We start from the raw sequence: 15,725 nt of genomic DNA, 5'->3' as shown, positions 1-15,725 counted from the left end.
CGTCCGCATCAGCCGTTCGGGTTCATGCCCGACCGACTGCGGGTGATCAGGTCATCGGCATCGCGACCCTGCTGGTCGCTGATGGTGCGCCATTCCGCATTGGTCTTGCAAATACGTTCCTTGCGCACCAGCGATCCGGTGACCTCCAGCCGCTTGCACCGTACGGCGTTGGGATCGTTGCGATCCAGCTTGGGCTTGTCCTCGGCCAGCGTCGGCATGGCGATAACGAACAGGCTCGACGCGATGACTGCTTTCAAAACACGCATTTCATGATCTCCCAGGAGCGCGACGGAGGCGAAGGCGCGGATCAGGCGTTGTCGCTCTCTGCCGTCGATCAGATGCCGGCTCAGACGGTTCTCGTCTTGCTGGCATCGGCCGTGGCATAGAATTGCTTCAATAATCGCTGCTCTTCAAGCGACAAATGCGGATTCCACACGTCGAAGATCAGCACGACCCGCAGATGATCGCTGTCGTTCCAGGCCTCATGCTCTATCGTGTCGTCAAAGGCGAAGGCCTTGCCTTCTTCCCACGCCCGTGTTTCGCCCCCGACGCGAAAGAAACAGCCCGGCGGTACGATCAACGGCAGGTGGATGATCGCCCGGCTGTTGGTCACGCCGGTATGCGCCGGAATCCGGCTCCTGGGCTTCAGCAGAGAGAAGAAGGCGGACGGCGCCCTGCCGGGAACATCGGCGCGGGGCAGCGCTTCCAGCGCCGCCACCGTCTGCGGGCAGGCGGCGCACACCGCCTCGTTGCGCCCGCCATATTCCCACAGAAAGGAAGCGCCCCAGTCGAGCGACCCGTCCAGCGCAGTCCATTTATTGTCCGGCGTACCGGCATCCTGCCGCACATAGGGGCGGATATCGCCGCCATCCCGCTCGACCATCGCCAGAAATTCGGCACGGATCGCATCGGTCTGCGCCTCCAGTCGCGCCATCCAGGGGAAATGCGCCCGGTCGAAAAACTCGTCCGCCGGCAGAAAGGGATAATGCAGGCCCGAACAGTGATTCTGGTAGATATCGCGCCGCCCGAACTCGCGGTCCAGACAGGCCTGGAACCGCCGCCGCGCCAGCGGATCGGCGGCCGCCAGTTCGTCCGCGACCCCGGCCTCGACAAAGGCGGCGAACCGCGCCTGATGCTCACCCACGAAGCGTCGGGCCTCCGCCAGCATGTCCGCCAGCGCAGGCGGGGTATCGGCCATGCCGGACGCCAGCGACAGCACCTTGGTCCAGCTATCGACCGCCGGCTGCATCTGACCCAGCCGTTGTTCCAGTTGCGCCATGCGAATCTGCGCCATCAGGTTGCGCTGGTCGATCGCGATCGCCCGGTACAGCGCCGCACGCTCGCCCTCCGCCACGCCCAGCCCGCGCTCGGCGGAAGCGACATTCATCCACAGCGCCGCCTCGCCCGGATCGGCCTGCGCCGCTGCCACGAAATGCTGCCGCGCCGTTGCAAAATCTGCCTTGTCGAGCGCGATCAGCCCCAGCAAGTTCAGCGCCTGCGGCTCATCCGCACGATGCCGCAGCGCTTCGCCCAGCGCGCGTTCCGCCTCCGCAACACGCCCTTGCCGGCGGGCCTCCACCGCCTGTTGCAACAACCGCCCTACCGTCACGTCCATATAGCGCCCCCGCCGTCTTTCCCCATCGCTATCACAAGCGTAACCGCTGGCAAGGGGGAGAAATGGTCGCCGCCTTGTGCCTGCGCCATGCCCATGCGAAGGCAGGGGCATGAGCCTCACCCATCCTCCCGTCACGGATGTCATGGCCAGCGCCGAATGGCTGGTCCATCGTTATGATCCGGGCCATGATGCCGTCCATCTTCACGCCGTCCCGCGCGCGCTGCACGCTACCATTCCCTTTCTGACGGACGAATATCTGGGCGATGTCCGCCAGCCGCTGGTGCTGCGCCGGACCGATGCGGTGGCGGCGGCCTCCGCGCCGGCGCCGATCCATTTCATCTTCCATTCGGCCTATTGCTGCTCGACCCTGCTGGCGGCGGCCTTCGACCATCCCGGCGTGGCGATGGGACTGAAGGAACCGGTGCTGCTCAACGACCTGATCGGCTGGCGCCATCGCGGGGCCAAGGGACCGGACGTGGCACGGGTGCTGGACGACAGCCTGCGCCTGCTCGCGCGCCCTTTTGCGCCGGGCGAGGCGGTGGTGGTCAAGCCGTCCAACATCGTCAACCCGCTCATCCCCGGCATCATGGCGCTGCGTCCACAGGCGCGCGCGCTGCTGCTCCACGCGCCGCTCGACGCCTATCTCGCCTCGATCGCGCGCAAGGGGATGTGGGGACGACTGTGGGTCCGCGACCTGTTCGGCAAGCTGCTGCGGGAAGGGATGCTGACGCCGCTGGGCATCGCGCCCGACGACTATCTCGGCCTCACCGACATTCAGGTCGCGGCCGCCGGCTGGCTCGCGCAGCAGCGCCAGTTCCACGATCTGGCCGGTCGCCTTGGGAGCCGGGTGGCGACGCTCGACAGCGAGACGCTGGTGGCGCGTCCGACGGACAGCCTGACGGCGCTCGCCCGCCTGTTCGATCTGCCGCTTAATGCCGCAGCGATCGAAGCGATCGTCGCCGGCCCGATCTTCGCCCGCGATGCCAAGAACGGCGCTGACTTCGCGCCGGGCCAGCGCGCGCAGGCGGCACAGCGCGGCCTCACGCTGCATGGCGAGGAAGTGGATAAGGTCGGGCAGTGGGCGCGGCTGCTTGCCGACAATGCCGGCATTGCGCTCACCCTGCCGGGGGCGCTGCTCGACTGACCGCTGCATCCGCCGCGCCATCGGCGCGGGCATCGTCTCTCATCGAGCGATCAAAAAAAGGGCCGGTGTCGCCACCGGCCCTTCCTTTTTCATGTCCGATCCGAAGGATCAGAAGCGGAATTTCGCGGCGACCGCATAACGACGGCCCAGCGCGTCGTAGGTCGACGGATAGACGTTGCCGCTGTTGAAGCTGGTCGAACCGATCGTGTTGCCGACAACCTTGGGCTTGTTGTTCAGAATGTTCTGAGCCGTCAGGGTGATGGTGATCTCGTCCGACACATGGAAGCGGGTGGTCAGGTCGAAATAATGCTCGGCCTTGATCTTCCGGAACTTCGGATCGACGATGCAACCGCCTTCGTCGGTGGTTTCATAGTTCGGGCAACCCTGGTCATCAAGCGGCAGCAGAGCGCCGTCTGCGTCCAGGTTGGCGGCCAGAGCGGCAGCCATGTCGTCAGCCATCTGCTGCGGCTCGAACTTCACCGTGTCGATGTAGCGCCACAGCAGCGAGACGTCGACCTTCTCGAACGACAGCGTGGTACGCTGCGAGAACTGCCACTTGGGCTGGATCGATGCGCAGTTGACCGAATAATAACCCACGCATTCGCGGTTCAGGGAGACGGAGGTCGCCTGGAACTTCGAGCTGTTGGTCCAGTTGCCGGTCAGGCTGAGCGCCAACTTCGCGAAGCCGACATCCTTCTGATAGTTCAGCGAGAAATCGACACCGTCGGTGCTGAGCTTGCCCAGGTTCGACGTCACCAGCGACAGACCGGGGGTCGTCGCCGCTTCACCGAACAGTTCACCGGTCAGCGGGTTGCGGCGGATCGCGGTACAGGCCGGATCGGTCGCGCTGGATGCGGTGATGTTGTTGAAGCAAGCGCCGATCGCGTCGCCCGGCGTGGGCGAGGTGATCGCGTCGGTGATCTTGATGTTGTAATAGTCGATCGTCGCCGAGAAACCGCGGAAGGCGGCCGGCTGGAAGACTGCACCAAGGGTCCAGCTATTCGACTTTTCAGGCTTCAGAGCCAGATTGCCGCCACCGGTATAGTTGACCTGACCGGCCGGATCGTTGGTGATCGCGCCGATGGTGGTCGCCGGGGCGCCCTGCGCGACGCAGACCGCAGCCAGATTGGCGTTGCCGAGCGGAGCCGAGCCCGAGCAGGGATCGGTGCCGAGGTTGGTCAGCAGCGTGTTTACCGGCGCAAACAGTTCGGCGATGTTGGGCGCGCGAACGGCGTGAGCATAGTTGCCACGGATCTTGAAGCCGTCCACCGGGGTCCAGCTACCGCCGGCTTTCCAGGTCGTCGTCTTGTAGGACGGGTTGCTGGGCGCGTCGACGCTGTACTTCGAGTAGCGGATGCCGGTTTCCAGGGTCAGATCCTGGAAGAAGGGCTTGTCCTGAACCAGCGGCAGAACGAGTTCGCCGAAGGCTTCGTAGACGTCATAGCCGCCCGCGATGTTCGGGGCCGCACCGCCGGCGCCGCCGAGATCACCCGACTGCGACAGAAGGTCCGATTCCTGCGAAGCGGTATATTTGCGATATTCGCCGCCGATGGCGAAGGCGACCGCGTCGCTCGCCCAGGGCACCGACCAGCCGAAATCGCCGTTGATGGTCGCATTGGCCTGCGCCAGCGACGTCTTGGTGACGATCTGGCTGTTCGCGTTCAGGAACGCATTCATTTCCGGCGTGATCGAACCGTCGGGGCCGAACACGTTCAGCGGCACGCAGCCGTTCGACGTGTCGAGGCAGTCGGTGGTGTTGGTCGCCTGCAACGCCTGACGGACGCGGCTGTTCAGCCAGTAGCCCTTCTGGGTCTGGTTCTGCTCGCTTTCGCCATAGGCGCCCGAAACGTCCCAGCTGATCGAGTCGGTGATACCGCCGCGAAGACCAGCCTTGTAATCGAAGAAGGTGGTGGTGAATTCCGAGATACGCGGCCCCAGTTCGGTCGCGCGACGCGACAGAGCGGTGGTGACTTCACGATAGTTCGGATCGTTCGGGTCGGTCGCCGTCGCGGCCGCGGCGCATTCCGCTGCGGTATAGAGCGGGGTGTAGACGCCAAGGGCGATGTTCGCCGCCGATGCCGTGTTGCGCTGGCAGAAGGCGTTGCGCTGCGCCGTCGTCAGGTACGGATTGCTGAGCGGGATGTCGACGGCGATGCCGAAGGCGCCCGACGGAGCGATGATCGTCTTGACGGTGTTCTTCGAGAAGATGCCGCGGGTATAGGCCTCGACCGCGTCGCTGACTTCGTAACGGCCTGCGCCGTACATGTTGAAGCGCTCGAACGGCGTCTGGAAGATGTTGAAGGGGTTGAAGTTATAGGCGTCGAACGCCGTGGTCGGGCGGAAGCCGGTGCCGTCTGCCGTGACCTGGCGCGTGCCGTTGCCGGTCGCGGTGCCCAACAGGTTGGTGCCGGTGAAGCGCGACGGGGTCGAAGTGCCCGAACCGCCGATGGCGCCGCTGTAGGAATCAAGGTTGAAGACCGAATAGTCGCGGCCGCCCTGATAGACCGGGTCCGACTGCTGATAGCCGATCGAGAAGACGACGTTGCCCTTGCCGTCGTCGAAATTCGCGCCGAGCGTGACGTCGGCACGGAAATAATTGCCGTCGCCTTCTTCGGTCAGCTGGTTCGAGATGGTGCCTTCCAGGCCGGCGAAGTCCGACTTGGTGACGAAGTTCACCACGCCCGAAATGGCGTCCGCGCCGTAGGTGGTGGATGCACCGCCGGTCAGCACGTCGACGCGCTCGATCAGGGCGACGGGAACGTTGTTAAGGTCGAAGCGGCCGTTCAGTTCGGCCGGGACCAGGCGGTCGCCGTCGAGCAGCACGATGTTGCGGTTGGAACCCAGGCCGCGCAGGTTGACGAACGAAGCGCCGCCATTGCCGTTGTTGACGGCCGAACCGATGCTGGGGACGATGCCCGGAATTTCACGCAGAATATCTTCTGCGGTGTTGTTCTGCTTCAGCTCGATCTGGTCGGACGTGGTCGCGGTGACCGGGGTCGAGCGTTCCAGGTTCGGGTTGCGGATCAGCGAGCCCGTAACGATGATGGTGTCACCGGCATCGGCTGCCGCCGCCTGCGGTGCATCCTGCGCGAACGCAGCCGTCGCGATCAGCGACGCGCCCAGGATCGCCGGGGCGGCGCTGGCACGCAATAGTGCCCTTTTCGAAAATGTCTTCACGGTCCAGTCCCTTGCTCTGGAGTTTGGCAGATAGTCTGCCAGTCAGTGCCCGCATGGAAGGATATGGTGCCCGACAGCGATCCCCCCACATGGATCGGCCGAAACTGCGCGGCGTTCAGGGCGCTGTAAAGCGGGGGAAAAGGAGAGTCGCCGCTTTTGGGGATGGCTGTATCATAAATACAACAAGCGCTGGCGGGTGCTGTTTTACGGGTGTATTGCAAGATAATTACATGAAGTTGCAAAGGACTGTAGCAATCATGCCTCAGAGCGCGCGGGCTTGGATCGATTATGGCGTTGGAGGGCTTGGGAAACCGCCAAATCCCTCATATTGACGTCCTATCCTGCGGGTGCATGGTAGCGCGGATGACCGGTTTGAAAAAGGGAAGAGCGGATATGAACGGCAAGCGTGGCTGGATTGTGACAATATCGCTGTGCCTGATCGCCGGGGCGCCGATGGCTGCACCGGTGCAGGCCGCGCCGCAGCGCCAGCAACCCCGCCCGGAAATCTTCACCAACCTGCTCCAGTGCCGGTCCATAACGGACAATGCGCAGCGCCTCGCCTGTTTCGACCAGCAGGTGGGGGCGATGGAAGCCGCCGCCCAGCGCGACGAAGTGGTGGTGCTCGACAAGAGCGAACTGAACAAGACGCGCAAGACGCTGTTCGGATTCTCCTTCCCGAAACTGCCGTTTCTGGGCGGTGGCGACGATGATGATGGCGACAAGCCGCAGGAAGAAGGCGTCACCCATATCGACGCCGTGATCGCCTCCGTCCGCAGTCTGGGCTATGGCAAATGGCAGATCGGCCTGGAGGACGGCGCCCAGTGGATGACGACCGAAGCCGTGACCGGGCGCGACCCCAAAGTGGGGCAGAAGATCGAGCTGAAGCGCGCCGCCATGGGCAGCTTCATGGGCAAGGTTGAGGGCGGCCGCGCCATCCGGATGAAGCGGGTCAGCTAACACAAGCGCATGATGCGATGACATTGAGCGGCATCATGCTCCAAGAGTCTTGTGTCTTCCGTATTTTGCGCGCCGTCATCCGTGCCGGATGACGGCGCGCAAGTTGCTCTATAGTCCGTTCGGCATCGGCCCGGCGATCAGCAGCGGGTCGATCCTGGCGTCATTCCACTTCATGCCCCAGTGGAGATGCGGCCCGGTCGCGCGCCCGGTGGCGCCGATCGCGCCGATTCTCTGGCCCTGGGTGACATGATCGCCCGGCTTCACATCGATTCGCGACAGATGCAGGAAGGCGCTGTTGAGGCCATGGCCATGGTCGATCATCAGCAGATGCCCCTCCAGCGTGAAGGCTTTGTCCGCCGCTGCCAATATCACCACCCCGTCGGCCGGCGCCACCACCGGCACGCCGGTCGCGCCGGCGACATCGACGCCGCCATGATAGGCGCCAGCCGTGCCCTGGTAGACGCGCTGCGACCCGAACAGCCCGGATATCCGCCCGATCCGGGGCCAGATGAAGCGCTGGCGCCAGCCCTGCGCATCCGTCACGACATCGCGTGCTGCGGCGATCGCCTCCAGTTCGGGCTTGCGCAGCGCCAGAAAGGCCTCCGTGCTCTTGGTCGGCCGCATCGGCGCGTCGATCCGCTCGATCCGCCAGTCGCGCGGAGCGATGGTCAGGCTGCGCTCGACCGTGCGCGTATCGGGCAGTCGGGCCACCAGCCGCGCGCTCGGCCCTGCATCCCGGTCGAACGCGATCAGGAACCGGCCGTCAGCATCCACCGGAACCAATTGTTCGTCCAGCTTCAGCGCGACCGTGCCGACCGGCGCGATGCCGGTCATGATCCCGCCCTGCGTCGCCGTCCCGCTCAACTGGAATTCCGCGCGCGCCGCCACCGGTCGCGCGCCGGGCTGCGCCACCGCTGCTCCGGCGCAGGCCAGCAGCATCGCGATACCGATCCGCCTCATCGCGACCCGCGTGCCTTGAGTTCCGCCTGCACCGACACATCGGCGCTGGCATAGGGTTCCTGCCGCGCGATGCTCCAGTAGCGCAGATCCTGTAGCGCGATCCGCTGTCCGGTCACGGCGCACAGGACATGGTCGCCCGCCTGCAACACGCGGAAGCTGTAGGGCATATAATGGAGCCGGGCGATCCGGTCGCGGTTGGACATCAACATGGGTTCAGGCCTCTTTGCACGACATCAGGAAAACAGATCCTGCTGCTGCTTGTCATCGGCCTCGCGCGCCTTGCGAGCGGGCCGGGGAGAGGAGGATAGAACAGGCATGGCCTTCGGCTCAAGCGCGGCATCGCCGATTGCCGCGTCCACCGTCCCGTCCTTGAAATGCAGCGTCACCGCGCCGGCCGCCTGCGCCGCCGCGACCGACTGCACCAGCCGGCCTTGCGCCATCACGCGGGCATAGCCCTTCTGTAACGGCCGGTCGGGATCGAGCGAGGCGAAATGGCGCGACACCCGGTCGAACGCCACGATATGGTCCGACAAAGCGCGTTGCAGATAGCCTGGCCGCAGTTGCAACCGGCCCAGCCGCTCGCCTGCGCGCACCACATAATGCTGCAACAAGGCCGGCCGCAGCGCCCCGCCTGCCTGCCCCAGATGCGCCCGCGCATCGGCCAGCCGGTGGCGCAGCCCGCTCACCAGTCCGTCGGACAGTTGATCCAGCCGCTGCCGCTGCGGGGCCAGCAGCGTGTCCGGCGTCGGCATCAGCCGCGCCTGCATCTCCAGCCGTTCCCGCGCCTGCCCCGCACCCCGCCGGACGGCGCGCCCGGCGCGCAGCCCCATCTCGTTCAATCCGGCCAGCAATTCCGCCCGCACCGGCACCGCCATTTCGGCGGCGGCGGTCGGCGTCGGCGCCCGCCGGTCGGCGGCATAGTCGCACAGCGTGGTGTCCGTCTCATGCCCCACGGCGGAGATGATCGGGATGGTGCAGTCCGCCACCGCTCGGACCACGATCTCCTCGTTGAAGCTCCACAAATCCTCGATCGACCCGCCGCCGCGCGCCACGATCACCAGGTCGGGCCGGGGGAATTGCCCGCTGCCGTCCATCGCGCTGAACCCGCGCACCGCCCGCGCCACCTGTTCGGCTGCGCCCTGTCCCTGCACCAGCACCGGCCAGACCAGCACATGGGTCGGGCACCGATCGGCCAGTCGATGCAGGATATCGCGGATCACTGCGCCAGTGGGCGACGTCACGACGCCGATCGTGCGTGGCAGGAAGGGCAGGGGCTTCTTGCGTTCCGCCGCGAACAGCCCTTCGCCCGCCAGTTTCGCCTTCAGCTTCTCCAGCAGCGCCATCAGCGCGCCTTCGCCGGCCAGTTCCATCTTCTCGATGACGATCTGATATTTGGACCGCCCCGGATAGGTGGTCAGCTTGCCGGTGGCGATCACCTCCACCCCGTCCTGCGGACTGAAGGCGAGCCGCTGCGCGCCGCCCTTCCACATCACCCCGTCCAGCACGGCATTCTCGTCCTTCAGCGCCAGATAGAGATGCCCCGACGCCGCCCGCTTGAAGCCCGAAATCTCGCCGCGCAGCCGCACATGGCCGAACCGGTCCTCGACCGTGCGCTTCAACAGGCCCGACAATTCGCTGACCGACAACGGCGGCGCGTTGTCCCCCGCGCGTTCCTCCGCTAACAGGCGGCCCATATTGTCATAGGCATCAAATTCCGGGGACATGGGCGACATGAACATCCTTCTGCTTGGCGGCGGCGGCCGCGAACATGCGCTGGCATGGAAACTGGCGCAATCGCCCCGGCTCGATACGCTCTACGCGGCGCCGGGCAATCCGGGCATAGCCGAGCATGCCACATTGGTCGACCTCGACGCGACCGATCATCGCGCGACGATGGATTTCTGCATCCGCCATTCGATCGGCCTGGTGGTGATCGGGCCGGAAGCGCCGCTGGTCGATGGCCTGGCCGACAATCTGCGCACCATGGGCGTGCCGGTGTTCGGTCCCAACAAGAAGGCGGCGCAACTGGAAGGGTCGAAGGGCTTTACCAAGGATCTGTGCCAGCGCGCCAACATTCCCACCGCCGCCTACATCCGCGTCGCAAGCAAGGACGGCGCACTCGCCGCGCTGGACGATTTCGCGCTGCCGGTGGTCATCAAGGCGGACGGGCTTGCGGCGGGCAAGGGCGTCATCATCGCCGAAACCCGCGACGAAGCGATCGAAGCACTCGACACCATGTTCTCCGGCGCGTTCGGCGCGGCGGGTGAGGAAGTCGTGCTCGAAGAATTCATGACCGGCGAGGAAGCCAGTTTCTTCGCCCTCACCGACGGCAGCGCCATCCTGCCCTTCGGCTCGGCGCAGGACCACAAGCGGGTAGGGGATGGCGACACCGGCCCCAATACCGGCGGCATGGGCGCCTACAGCCCGGCCCGCGTGCTGACGCCCGAACTGGAAGCCCAGGTGATCGAAACGATCATCCGGCCGACCGTCGATACCATGGCGGCAGAAGGCATGCCCTATAGCGGCGTCCTGTATGCCGGCCTGATGCTGACCGCCGAAGGCCCCAGGCTGATCGAATATAATGCCCGTTTCGGCGATCCCGAATGTCAGGTGCTGATGACCCGCTTCGACGGCGATCTGGTCGATCTGCTGCTCGCCGTGGCGCAGGGGAAGCTCGCCGATCAGGGACCGGTCCAGTTGGCGGATCGCACCGCGCTCACCATCGTCATGGCCGCCAATGGCTATCCGGGTACACCCGAAAAGGGCGGAACGATCGCCGGGATCGCCGCGGCGGAACAGGACGGCGCGAAGATCTTCCATGCCGGCACGGCGGACAAGGACGGCGCTCTGGTCGCCAATGGCGGGCGCGTGCTCAATGTCACCGCCACCGGTGATACGGTCGGCACGGCGCAGGCCGCCGCCTATGCCGCCGTGGACGCGATCGACTTCCCGACGGGCTTCTGCCGCCGCGATATCGGCTGGCGAGAGGTCGCGCGCGAAGCGGAAAAAGGCTGAACCCTTGCGGCGCGCGCGAAACCGCTCTTAAATAGCGACCAGCATTTTTGCAGGGGAGAGACGCGCGATGCAGGAATTCTTCATGGACTATGGACTGTGGCTGCTGGTCGGCCTGCTGGTCGTCATCGCGCTCGTCTTCCTTCTGTCGGGCCGGAACAAGGCGGAGGAGCCGATCGAGCCGGCGGCGTCCGCAGAAGCAGCGCCGCCGCCCGCCCCCGTGCCGCCAGCCCCCGTCCCGTTCATAGACCCGATCATCGCCGCCCCGGTTGCGCCTGCGCCAATGGTCGTCGAACCGGTCGTGGTGGAACCGGCCGCGCCGGCTGAGCCGGTCGTGGCTGCCGAACCGGTCGCCGCGCCGGTGGTTGAAGCAGCGCCCGACCCTGTACCCGCCGCGCCGCCGGTCGAACCGGTGCCTGCACCCATTCCCACTGCGCCGACGCTCGCGGAAGGCGAGGATGACCTGCTGCGCCTCAAGGGCGTCGGCCCCAAGCTGAAGGCATTGTTGATCGACCTTGGCGTCACCCGCTATGCCCAGATCGCAGCCTGGACGGACGCAGACCTTGCCGCAATCGACGCGAAGCTCGGCAATTTCAAGGGGCGCCCGGTCCGCGACCAGTGGGTCGATCAGGCCAAATATCTCGCCAGCGGCGACATTGCCGGGTTCGAGGCGAAATACGGCAAAGTCTAGGCCGGCTGGGGGGCCGGCTCCAGCGGCGGCTCATCGATGCGCGGGCGGATCGGCGGCACGCTGCCGATCCAGCGCCGCAGCCGTGCATGCCCTGCCGACAGCCGGCCCAGCGCGAACAGGATCGGCACCGACAATGCCAGCATCGCGGCTACGCCGATTCCGGTCGCCATCACCAGCGCCATGACCAGCGGGTGCCACAGATAGAAGAACAGGCTGTCCCGCCCGATATGATTGACCGGGGCGAAGGACAGGCGCAGCCGCGCAAAATGCGGCAGCAGCGCGATCAGGCCCAGGCACATCAGCAGCCGTGCGGGCACGAAGGCCAGGATATGGGGATCATGTTCCAGTCTCGCCCACCATCCCATGCCCAGTGCCGCCGTCAGCAGCGCAACGCCCAGATAGCGGGTCGGCAGGCCCCTTTCGGCCACCAGCATGCCGAAGAAGAAATAGATCGGATAGCGCAGATAGCGGCTGTCGGGCGACAAGAGGCCGTGGCCGATCGCGCCGTGATGCGGACCAAAGCCATACATGATCGCCAGGCTGAACGGCACCCCGATCGCCAGCAGCCCTATGGGAGGCAGCGGCACGGCGCGCGCGATCAGGATCAGGAAGAAGAGCACCGGTATATACCAGAGGTGAAAGGGCGGGCGCAGCAGCAGGTCGATCGGCATATGCCAGGATAGCGACCAGCCGCCGATCGCCAGATAGGCGACCATCGCCACCAGCCAGGGCAGCAACATCCGCTCGCCATAGCGGCCGAAGAAATGCTCGCCCGGTTCGCTGCGCAGCCGGTCGATATTGAGCAGATAGCCCGAAATGCCGATCATCAGCGGCATGCGGAATCCCGATCCGATCCACAGCGCGACATGCTGCGCATGGGCCAGTTCCATGGCATGGCCTGCCATCACAAGCAGGATCAAGACCCCCTTCAGAAGGTCGATCGACGGATTCTTGCCCACTGATAAACCCCCGGCCCCACCGGTTTTTTGCACTCTTCCCCTTTAGGAAGCTTTAAAAAATCTTGGTTAAGCGCTTAGTCTCCGGATTTGCGGATCGACATCAGCCGAGGAATTGCCGGATTGCGCCGTACAGATGCTCCGCCTTTGACTAAATTGCTCATGGCCCTGCTTGTTTTCGCCGTCATCATCGTCGGCTGGCGCCTCTACGGCCGCTATCGCGATTCCCGTGCGGCGTTGCCGGCGGCAGGCGCAGCGAAGGGCGATTGCGCGCTCTGGTTCGTGGGCAGTTCGTCGATCCATCGCTGGACCAGCCTTCAGCAGGATATGGCGCCCTGGGCGACGGAAAATCGCGGCATCAACAGCGCGGTCCTGACCGACATCCTGCCGCGCTTCGCCAATATAAAGCCGAATGAGGGGCGCCCACGCGCGCTGATCCTCTATGTGGGTGAAAATGATATCGCCACCGGCGTGCCGGTCCGCACCGTGATGCGCCAGCTTGCACAACTGTTCGACCTGCGCGACCGCCTGCTGCCCGGCGTGCCGGTGCTGCTTCTGTCGGCCAAGCCCAGCCCCGGCCGTGCCGCCTTCCTGGGCGAACAAAGGCTGTTCAACGCGGCGGCGCAGCAGTTCCTGCCCCATATGCGAAGCGCCTATTATGGCGACATCACCACGCCGCTCTTCGCCGACGGCAAGCTGGGCGACAATTATCAGCCCGACGGCGTCCATATGAATGGCCGCGGCTATGCGATCTGGGCGCAAGTGGTGCGCCAGCGCCTGCGCGACATATTGCCGCCGGACGTGACGCGCGCCTGCGCGCCTTAACCGATCGCCTCGACCAGCGTCCGGGGTACGCGCAGCAGCGACCCGTGCCGTGCGCCCGCCGGCATGGCCAGCCGATCGCTGACATCCTCCCACGCCACCATGTCGCGCGTCATCGCCGCGCCCCACCGGCCTTCCTTGTAGACGTCATAATAGCAGACCAGCGCGTCGCCGATCCGGGTCGCCATCGGTCCTTCGACCCAGCCGGGGGAAAAGGGTTTGGAGAGCGGCCCAAATGGCCCGGTCGGGCTGTTCGCCTTCGCGATCTGCAAATATTTGCGCGGCGGTTCGACTGTCTCGTCCTTGACGATCAGATAGAGCGCGCCGTCCGGCCCGTGCGCGAAACTGCCGTCGATCACGCTGAAACCGGGATCGTAGAGCGGCTCTGCGGTCGAGAAGCTGGTGAAGTCCGCCGTGCTGCAACGCCACAGCCGGTGATTATAGCCCGATTCCGATGCCCCCGCCGTCTCGGTGAAGCGGCCGGTGACGGTACTCGACCAGACAATCTCGTACAGGCCGGTGCGCGGATCATGGATCGCTTCGGGTGCCCAGCAATTGCGCGTGCCCGGCACATCGGCCATCACCGGGATCGCCTGCTGCGCGGACCAGTGGATCAGGTCGCGGCTGGTCGCGTGGCCGATCGTCACGCCTTCCCAGGCAGTGGTCCACAGCAGATGATAGGCCCGCCCGTCCTGGAAGAGGAAGGGATCGCGCAGCAGCTTCCTTTCTCCCACCGCTGGCACCAGCAGGCTGCGCCCGCCCGCCAGCGTGCGAAAGGTGAAGCCATCCTCGCTCACCGCCAGCTTCAGCCCGTCCGCCTCGCCGGCCTTGCCGGTGGTGAAATAGGCGAAGAGCAGCACATCATCCTGTCGTACGGACCGACCATGCGCGCAGGCGGCCAGCGCCATGGCGCCCAGCCCCAGCGTGAAATCCCGGCGCCTCATCGATAGGCCTTCGCCATCTCGCCATAGAGTTTCAGCAGGTCGTTGGCGACATAATCGCCGCCCTTGCCCATGGGACCGGTCGGTTCCGGCCTGGGCGCCGCCTGCGCGCTCACAAGGCCGCCTGGCGCCTCGGCGCTGTTCAGCCCCTGCGCAATCAAGTCGGGTTTGGCGCCTTCGCCCGCATTATGGCCGTCCTTGTCGAAGATCGCCTCCTGATGCCGCGTCGGCTCCCAGATGAAGGCGCCCCAGCCATGCTTGTCCGGCAGGGCATGGACCAGATCGTTGATATAGCGCTTCCGGCTCGAATATTCGGCGACCAGCAGCCCCTTGTCGGGATAGCGTTTCACGAACTCGCTAAAGCTGGTTGCCCAGTCGCCCTGCGCCCGCTGCTGGTAACAGGAAAAGCCGATGACGTCGAAATCGACCTTGCGGGCGATCAGCGCATCGGTCCATTCGCGCACGATCGGCCAGTGGCGGCCCAGATGATTGTGCAGTTGTATCTGCACCTCCGGCTCCGCCCGCCGCGCACCGGCAATCCCCGCGCGCAGCAACTGCGCAAAGCCATCGAACCCGCCGACCACGCCGACTCTGGCATGATTGGCGTCGGTCACCGGATTGCCGGTCGATGTGGACAATGTCACCCGCCCATGGGGCCACAACATGCCGAACGTCGTTTCATTGCCGATCACCGCCATGTCGACCGGCGCGCCACCCGCCCGCATCGCCACCAGCGTATCATGCGTATGGGCCTCGACCGCCTTGGCCAGTTGCGGCAGGTCGTAACCGGCCCAGGCGGCGGGCACGCCCTGATGCTCCGGGTCGGCCCAGATATCGCTATAGTGGAAACTCAGAACCAGATAGAGGCCGGCGTCCCGGATGCGTTTGCCCAGCTTGATCGTCTGCGCCAGCCCCGCCCAGGCCTTGTCCGGTTCGCGCTTCGCATAGCCCCTGGCCGGATCAACGAAGATGCGCAGCCGGATCGCATTGAATCCGGCATCGCGCAGCAACAGGATGGGGTCTTTCTGCACGCCATCGACAAAATAGCGCGCGCCGGCCGCCTCATCCTCGGGAATCCAGCTGATATCCGCGCCGATCAGATAGGGGCCGGGCCGCGCGCCCTTCTTCGTCCCCGCAACGACCGCCTGCGGCAGGGCCATGCCCAGCGCCGCCAGCCCAGTGGTCGTCAATATGGTCCGCCGATCGGGCATGCCTCTCTCCTGTGATATGCGGCGAGGGATTTTTCCTCTCCCGCGCCTTTGGTTCAGCGCGCGAGCCACCCGCCATCGACAGCCAGCACATGGCCATGGATATAGTCGGCCGCGCTGGACGCCAGGAACACGGCTGCCCCACCGATGTCGCTCGCCGCGCCCCAGCGCCCGGCCGGGATACGCTCCTGGATCTGCCGGTTGCGCGTCTCGTCCGCCTGCAACGCGGCGGTGTTGTTGGT

Annotated in this window: 15 protein-coding genes; 5 read left to right on the top strand and 10 right to left on the bottom strand. The window is 65.5% G+C overall.

Going from position 1 to position 15,725, the window contains the following annotated elements; genetic code table 11:
* Positions 1-8 precede the first annotated feature (8 nt).
* On the bottom strand, positions 9-218 hold the full coding sequence (locus ASE85_RS13180) for a hypothetical protein (RefSeq protein WP_443018525.1): 210 nt from the start codon (positions 216-218) through the stop codon (positions 9-11).
* A gap of 128 nt (positions 219-346) precedes the next feature.
* Positions 347-1,615, bottom strand: coding sequence for an aspartyl/asparaginyl beta-hydroxylase domain-containing protein (locus tag ASE85_RS13175; protein WP_056689096.1), 1,269 nt, complete (start codon positions 1,613-1,615; stop codon positions 347-349).
* Positions 1,616-1,724: 109 nt separating this feature from the next.
* Here ASE85_RS13175 and ASE85_RS13170 point away from each other — a divergent pair, with 109 nt between their 5' ends.
* The gene (locus tag ASE85_RS13170; RefSeq protein ID WP_056689093.1) at positions 1,725-2,759 is read left to right on the top strand and encodes a hypothetical protein; all 1,035 of its coding nucleotides are present in this window, start codon (positions 1,725-1,727) and stop codon (positions 2,757-2,759) included.
* A gap of 108 nt (positions 2,760-2,867) precedes the next feature.
* On the opposite strand, the gene ASE85_RS13165 is transcribed toward ASE85_RS13170, so the two are convergent.
* The gene (locus ASE85_RS13165; RefSeq protein ID WP_056689091.1) at positions 2,868-5,936 is read right to left on the bottom strand and encodes a TonB-dependent receptor plug domain-containing protein; all 3,069 of its coding nucleotides are present in this window, start codon (positions 5,934-5,936) and stop codon (positions 2,868-2,870) included.
* Positions 5,937-6,329: 393 nt separating this feature from the next.
* Between ASE85_RS13165 and ASE85_RS13160 the strand changes: the two genes are divergently transcribed.
* On the top strand, positions 6,330-6,893 hold the full coding sequence (locus tag ASE85_RS13160) for a hypothetical protein (protein WP_056689148.1): 564 nt from the start codon (positions 6,330-6,332) through the stop codon (positions 6,891-6,893).
* 108 nt (positions 6,894-7,001) lie between these two features.
* On the opposite strand, the gene ASE85_RS13155 is transcribed toward ASE85_RS13160, so the two are convergent.
* From ASE85_RS13155 to xseA, 3 genes are read right to left on the bottom strand one after another with little or no spacing between them, the layout of a single operon-like run.
* Positions 7,002-7,853, bottom strand: a complete 852-nt coding sequence (locus ASE85_RS13155) for a M23 family metallopeptidase (protein WP_200928353.1) — start codon at positions 7,851-7,853, stop codon at positions 7,002-7,004.
* Positions 7,850-8,062, bottom strand: a complete 213-nt coding sequence (locus tag ASE85_RS13150; RefSeq protein ID WP_056689085.1) for a DUF2093 domain-containing protein — start codon at positions 8,060-8,062, stop codon at positions 7,850-7,852. The genes ASE85_RS13155 and ASE85_RS13150 overlap by 4 nt, the downstream gene beginning before the upstream one ends.
* Positions 8,063-8,086: 24 nt before the next feature.
* Positions 8,087-9,577 carry an exodeoxyribonuclease VII large subunit gene (gene xseA / locus ASE85_RS13145; protein WP_056689080.1) on the bottom strand — a complete coding sequence of 497 codons (1,491 nt, stop codon included), beginning with the start codon at positions 9,575-9,577 and terminating at the stop codon, positions 8,087-8,089.
* Positions 9,578-9,584: 7 nt separating this feature from the next.
* Between xseA and purD the strand changes: the two genes are divergently transcribed.
* Positions 9,585-10,868, top strand: a complete 1,284-nt coding sequence (purD, locus tag ASE85_RS13140; RefSeq protein WP_056689147.1) for a phosphoribosylamine--glycine ligase — start codon at positions 9,585-9,587, stop codon at positions 10,866-10,868.
* A gap of 67 nt (positions 10,869-10,935) precedes the next feature.
* Positions 10,936-11,556, top strand: coding sequence for a hypothetical protein (locus tag ASE85_RS13135; protein WP_056689077.1), 621 nt, complete (start codon positions 10,936-10,938; stop codon positions 11,554-11,556).
* Here ASE85_RS13135 and ASE85_RS13130 read toward each other — a convergent pair.
* Positions 11,553-12,515: an acyltransferase family protein gene (locus ASE85_RS13130; RefSeq protein WP_056689074.1), complete on the bottom strand. Its 963-nt coding sequence runs from the start codon at positions 12,513-12,515 to the stop codon at positions 11,553-11,555. The two genes, ASE85_RS13135 and ASE85_RS13130, sit on opposite strands and share 4 nt — an antisense overlap.
* A 159-nt stretch (positions 12,516-12,674) precedes the next feature.
* Here ASE85_RS13130 and ASE85_RS13125 point away from each other — a divergent pair, with 159 nt between their 5' ends.
* The gene (locus tag ASE85_RS13125; protein ID WP_200928352.1) at positions 12,675-13,337 is read left to right on the top strand and encodes a GDSL-type esterase/lipase family protein; all 663 of its coding nucleotides are present in this window, start codon (positions 12,675-12,677) and stop codon (positions 13,335-13,337) included.
* On the opposite strand, the gene ASE85_RS13120 is transcribed toward ASE85_RS13125, so the two are convergent.
* The 3 genes from ASE85_RS13120 to ASE85_RS13110 form a co-directional block, all read right to left on the bottom strand.
* The gene (locus ASE85_RS13120) at positions 13,334-14,278 is read right to left on the bottom strand and encodes a glycoside hydrolase family 43 protein (protein ID WP_056689068.1); all 945 of its coding nucleotides are present in this window, start codon (positions 14,276-14,278) and stop codon (positions 13,334-13,336) included. The two genes, ASE85_RS13125 and ASE85_RS13120, sit on opposite strands and share 4 nt — an antisense overlap.
* Positions 14,275-15,486, bottom strand: a complete 1,212-nt coding sequence (locus ASE85_RS13115) for a glycosyl hydrolase 53 family protein (protein ID WP_056689065.1) — start codon at positions 15,484-15,486, stop codon at positions 14,275-14,277. The genes ASE85_RS13120 and ASE85_RS13115 overlap by 4 nt, the downstream gene beginning before the upstream one ends.
* Positions 15,487-15,539: 53 nt before the next feature.
* The coding region (locus tag ASE85_RS13110; RefSeq protein WP_156358334.1) for an SDR family oxidoreductase at positions 15,540-15,725 on the bottom strand (186 nt) is incomplete at its 5' end.

The organism is Sphingobium sp. Leaf26 (assembly GCF_001421665.1).
Taxonomy (GTDB): domain Bacteria; phylum Pseudomonadota; class Alphaproteobacteria; order Sphingomonadales; family Sphingomonadaceae; genus Sphingobium.
Note: the sequence above shows the minus strand (reverse complement) of the source record. Positions and strands in the feature narration are given on the sequence as shown.

Bases quoted from the DNA above. Each gene is read 5' to 3' on its own strand.
- ASE85_RS13180 (WP_443018525.1), bottom strand. From the start codon at position 218: ATGCCGACGCTGGCCGAGGACAAGCCCAAGCTGGATCGCAACGATCCC.
- ASE85_RS13175 (WP_056689096.1), bottom strand. From the start codon at position 1,615: ATGGACGTGACGGTAGGGCGGTTGTTGCAACAGGCGGTGGAGGCCCGC.
- ASE85_RS13170 (WP_056689093.1), top strand. From the start codon at position 1,725: ATGAGCCTCACCCATCCTCCCGTCACGGATGTCATGGCCAGCGCCGAA.
- ASE85_RS13160 (WP_056689148.1), top strand. From the start codon at position 6,330: ATGAACGGCAAGCGTGGCTGGATTGTGACAATATCGCTGTGCCTGATC.
- ASE85_RS13155 (WP_200928353.1), bottom strand. From the start codon at position 7,853: ATGAGGCGGATCGGTATCGCGATGCTGCTGGCCTGCGCCGGAGCAGCG.
- ASE85_RS13150 (WP_056689085.1), bottom strand. From the start codon at position 8,062: ATGTTGATGTCCAACCGCGACCGGATCGCCCGGCTCCATTATATGCCC.
- xseA (WP_056689080.1), bottom strand. From the start codon at position 9,577: ATGTCCCCGGAATTTGATGCCTATGACAATATGGGCCGCCTGTTAGCG.
- purD (WP_056689147.1), top strand. From the start codon at position 9,585: ATGAACATCCTTCTGCTTGGCGGCGGCGGCCGCGAACATGCGCTGGCA.
- ASE85_RS13135 (WP_056689077.1), top strand. From the start codon at position 10,936: ATGCAGGAATTCTTCATGGACTATGGACTGTGGCTGCTGGTCGGCCTG.
- ASE85_RS13125 (WP_200928352.1), top strand. From the start codon at position 12,675: ATGGCCCTGCTTGTTTTCGCCGTCATCATCGTCGGCTGGCGCCTCTAC.
- ASE85_RS13120 (WP_056689068.1), bottom strand. From the start codon at position 14,278: ATGAGGCGCCGGGATTTCACGCTGGGGCTGGGCGCCATGGCGCTGGCC.
- ASE85_RS13115 (WP_056689065.1), bottom strand. From the start codon at position 15,486: ATGCCCGATCGGCGGACCATATTGACGACCACTGGGCTGGCGGCGCTG.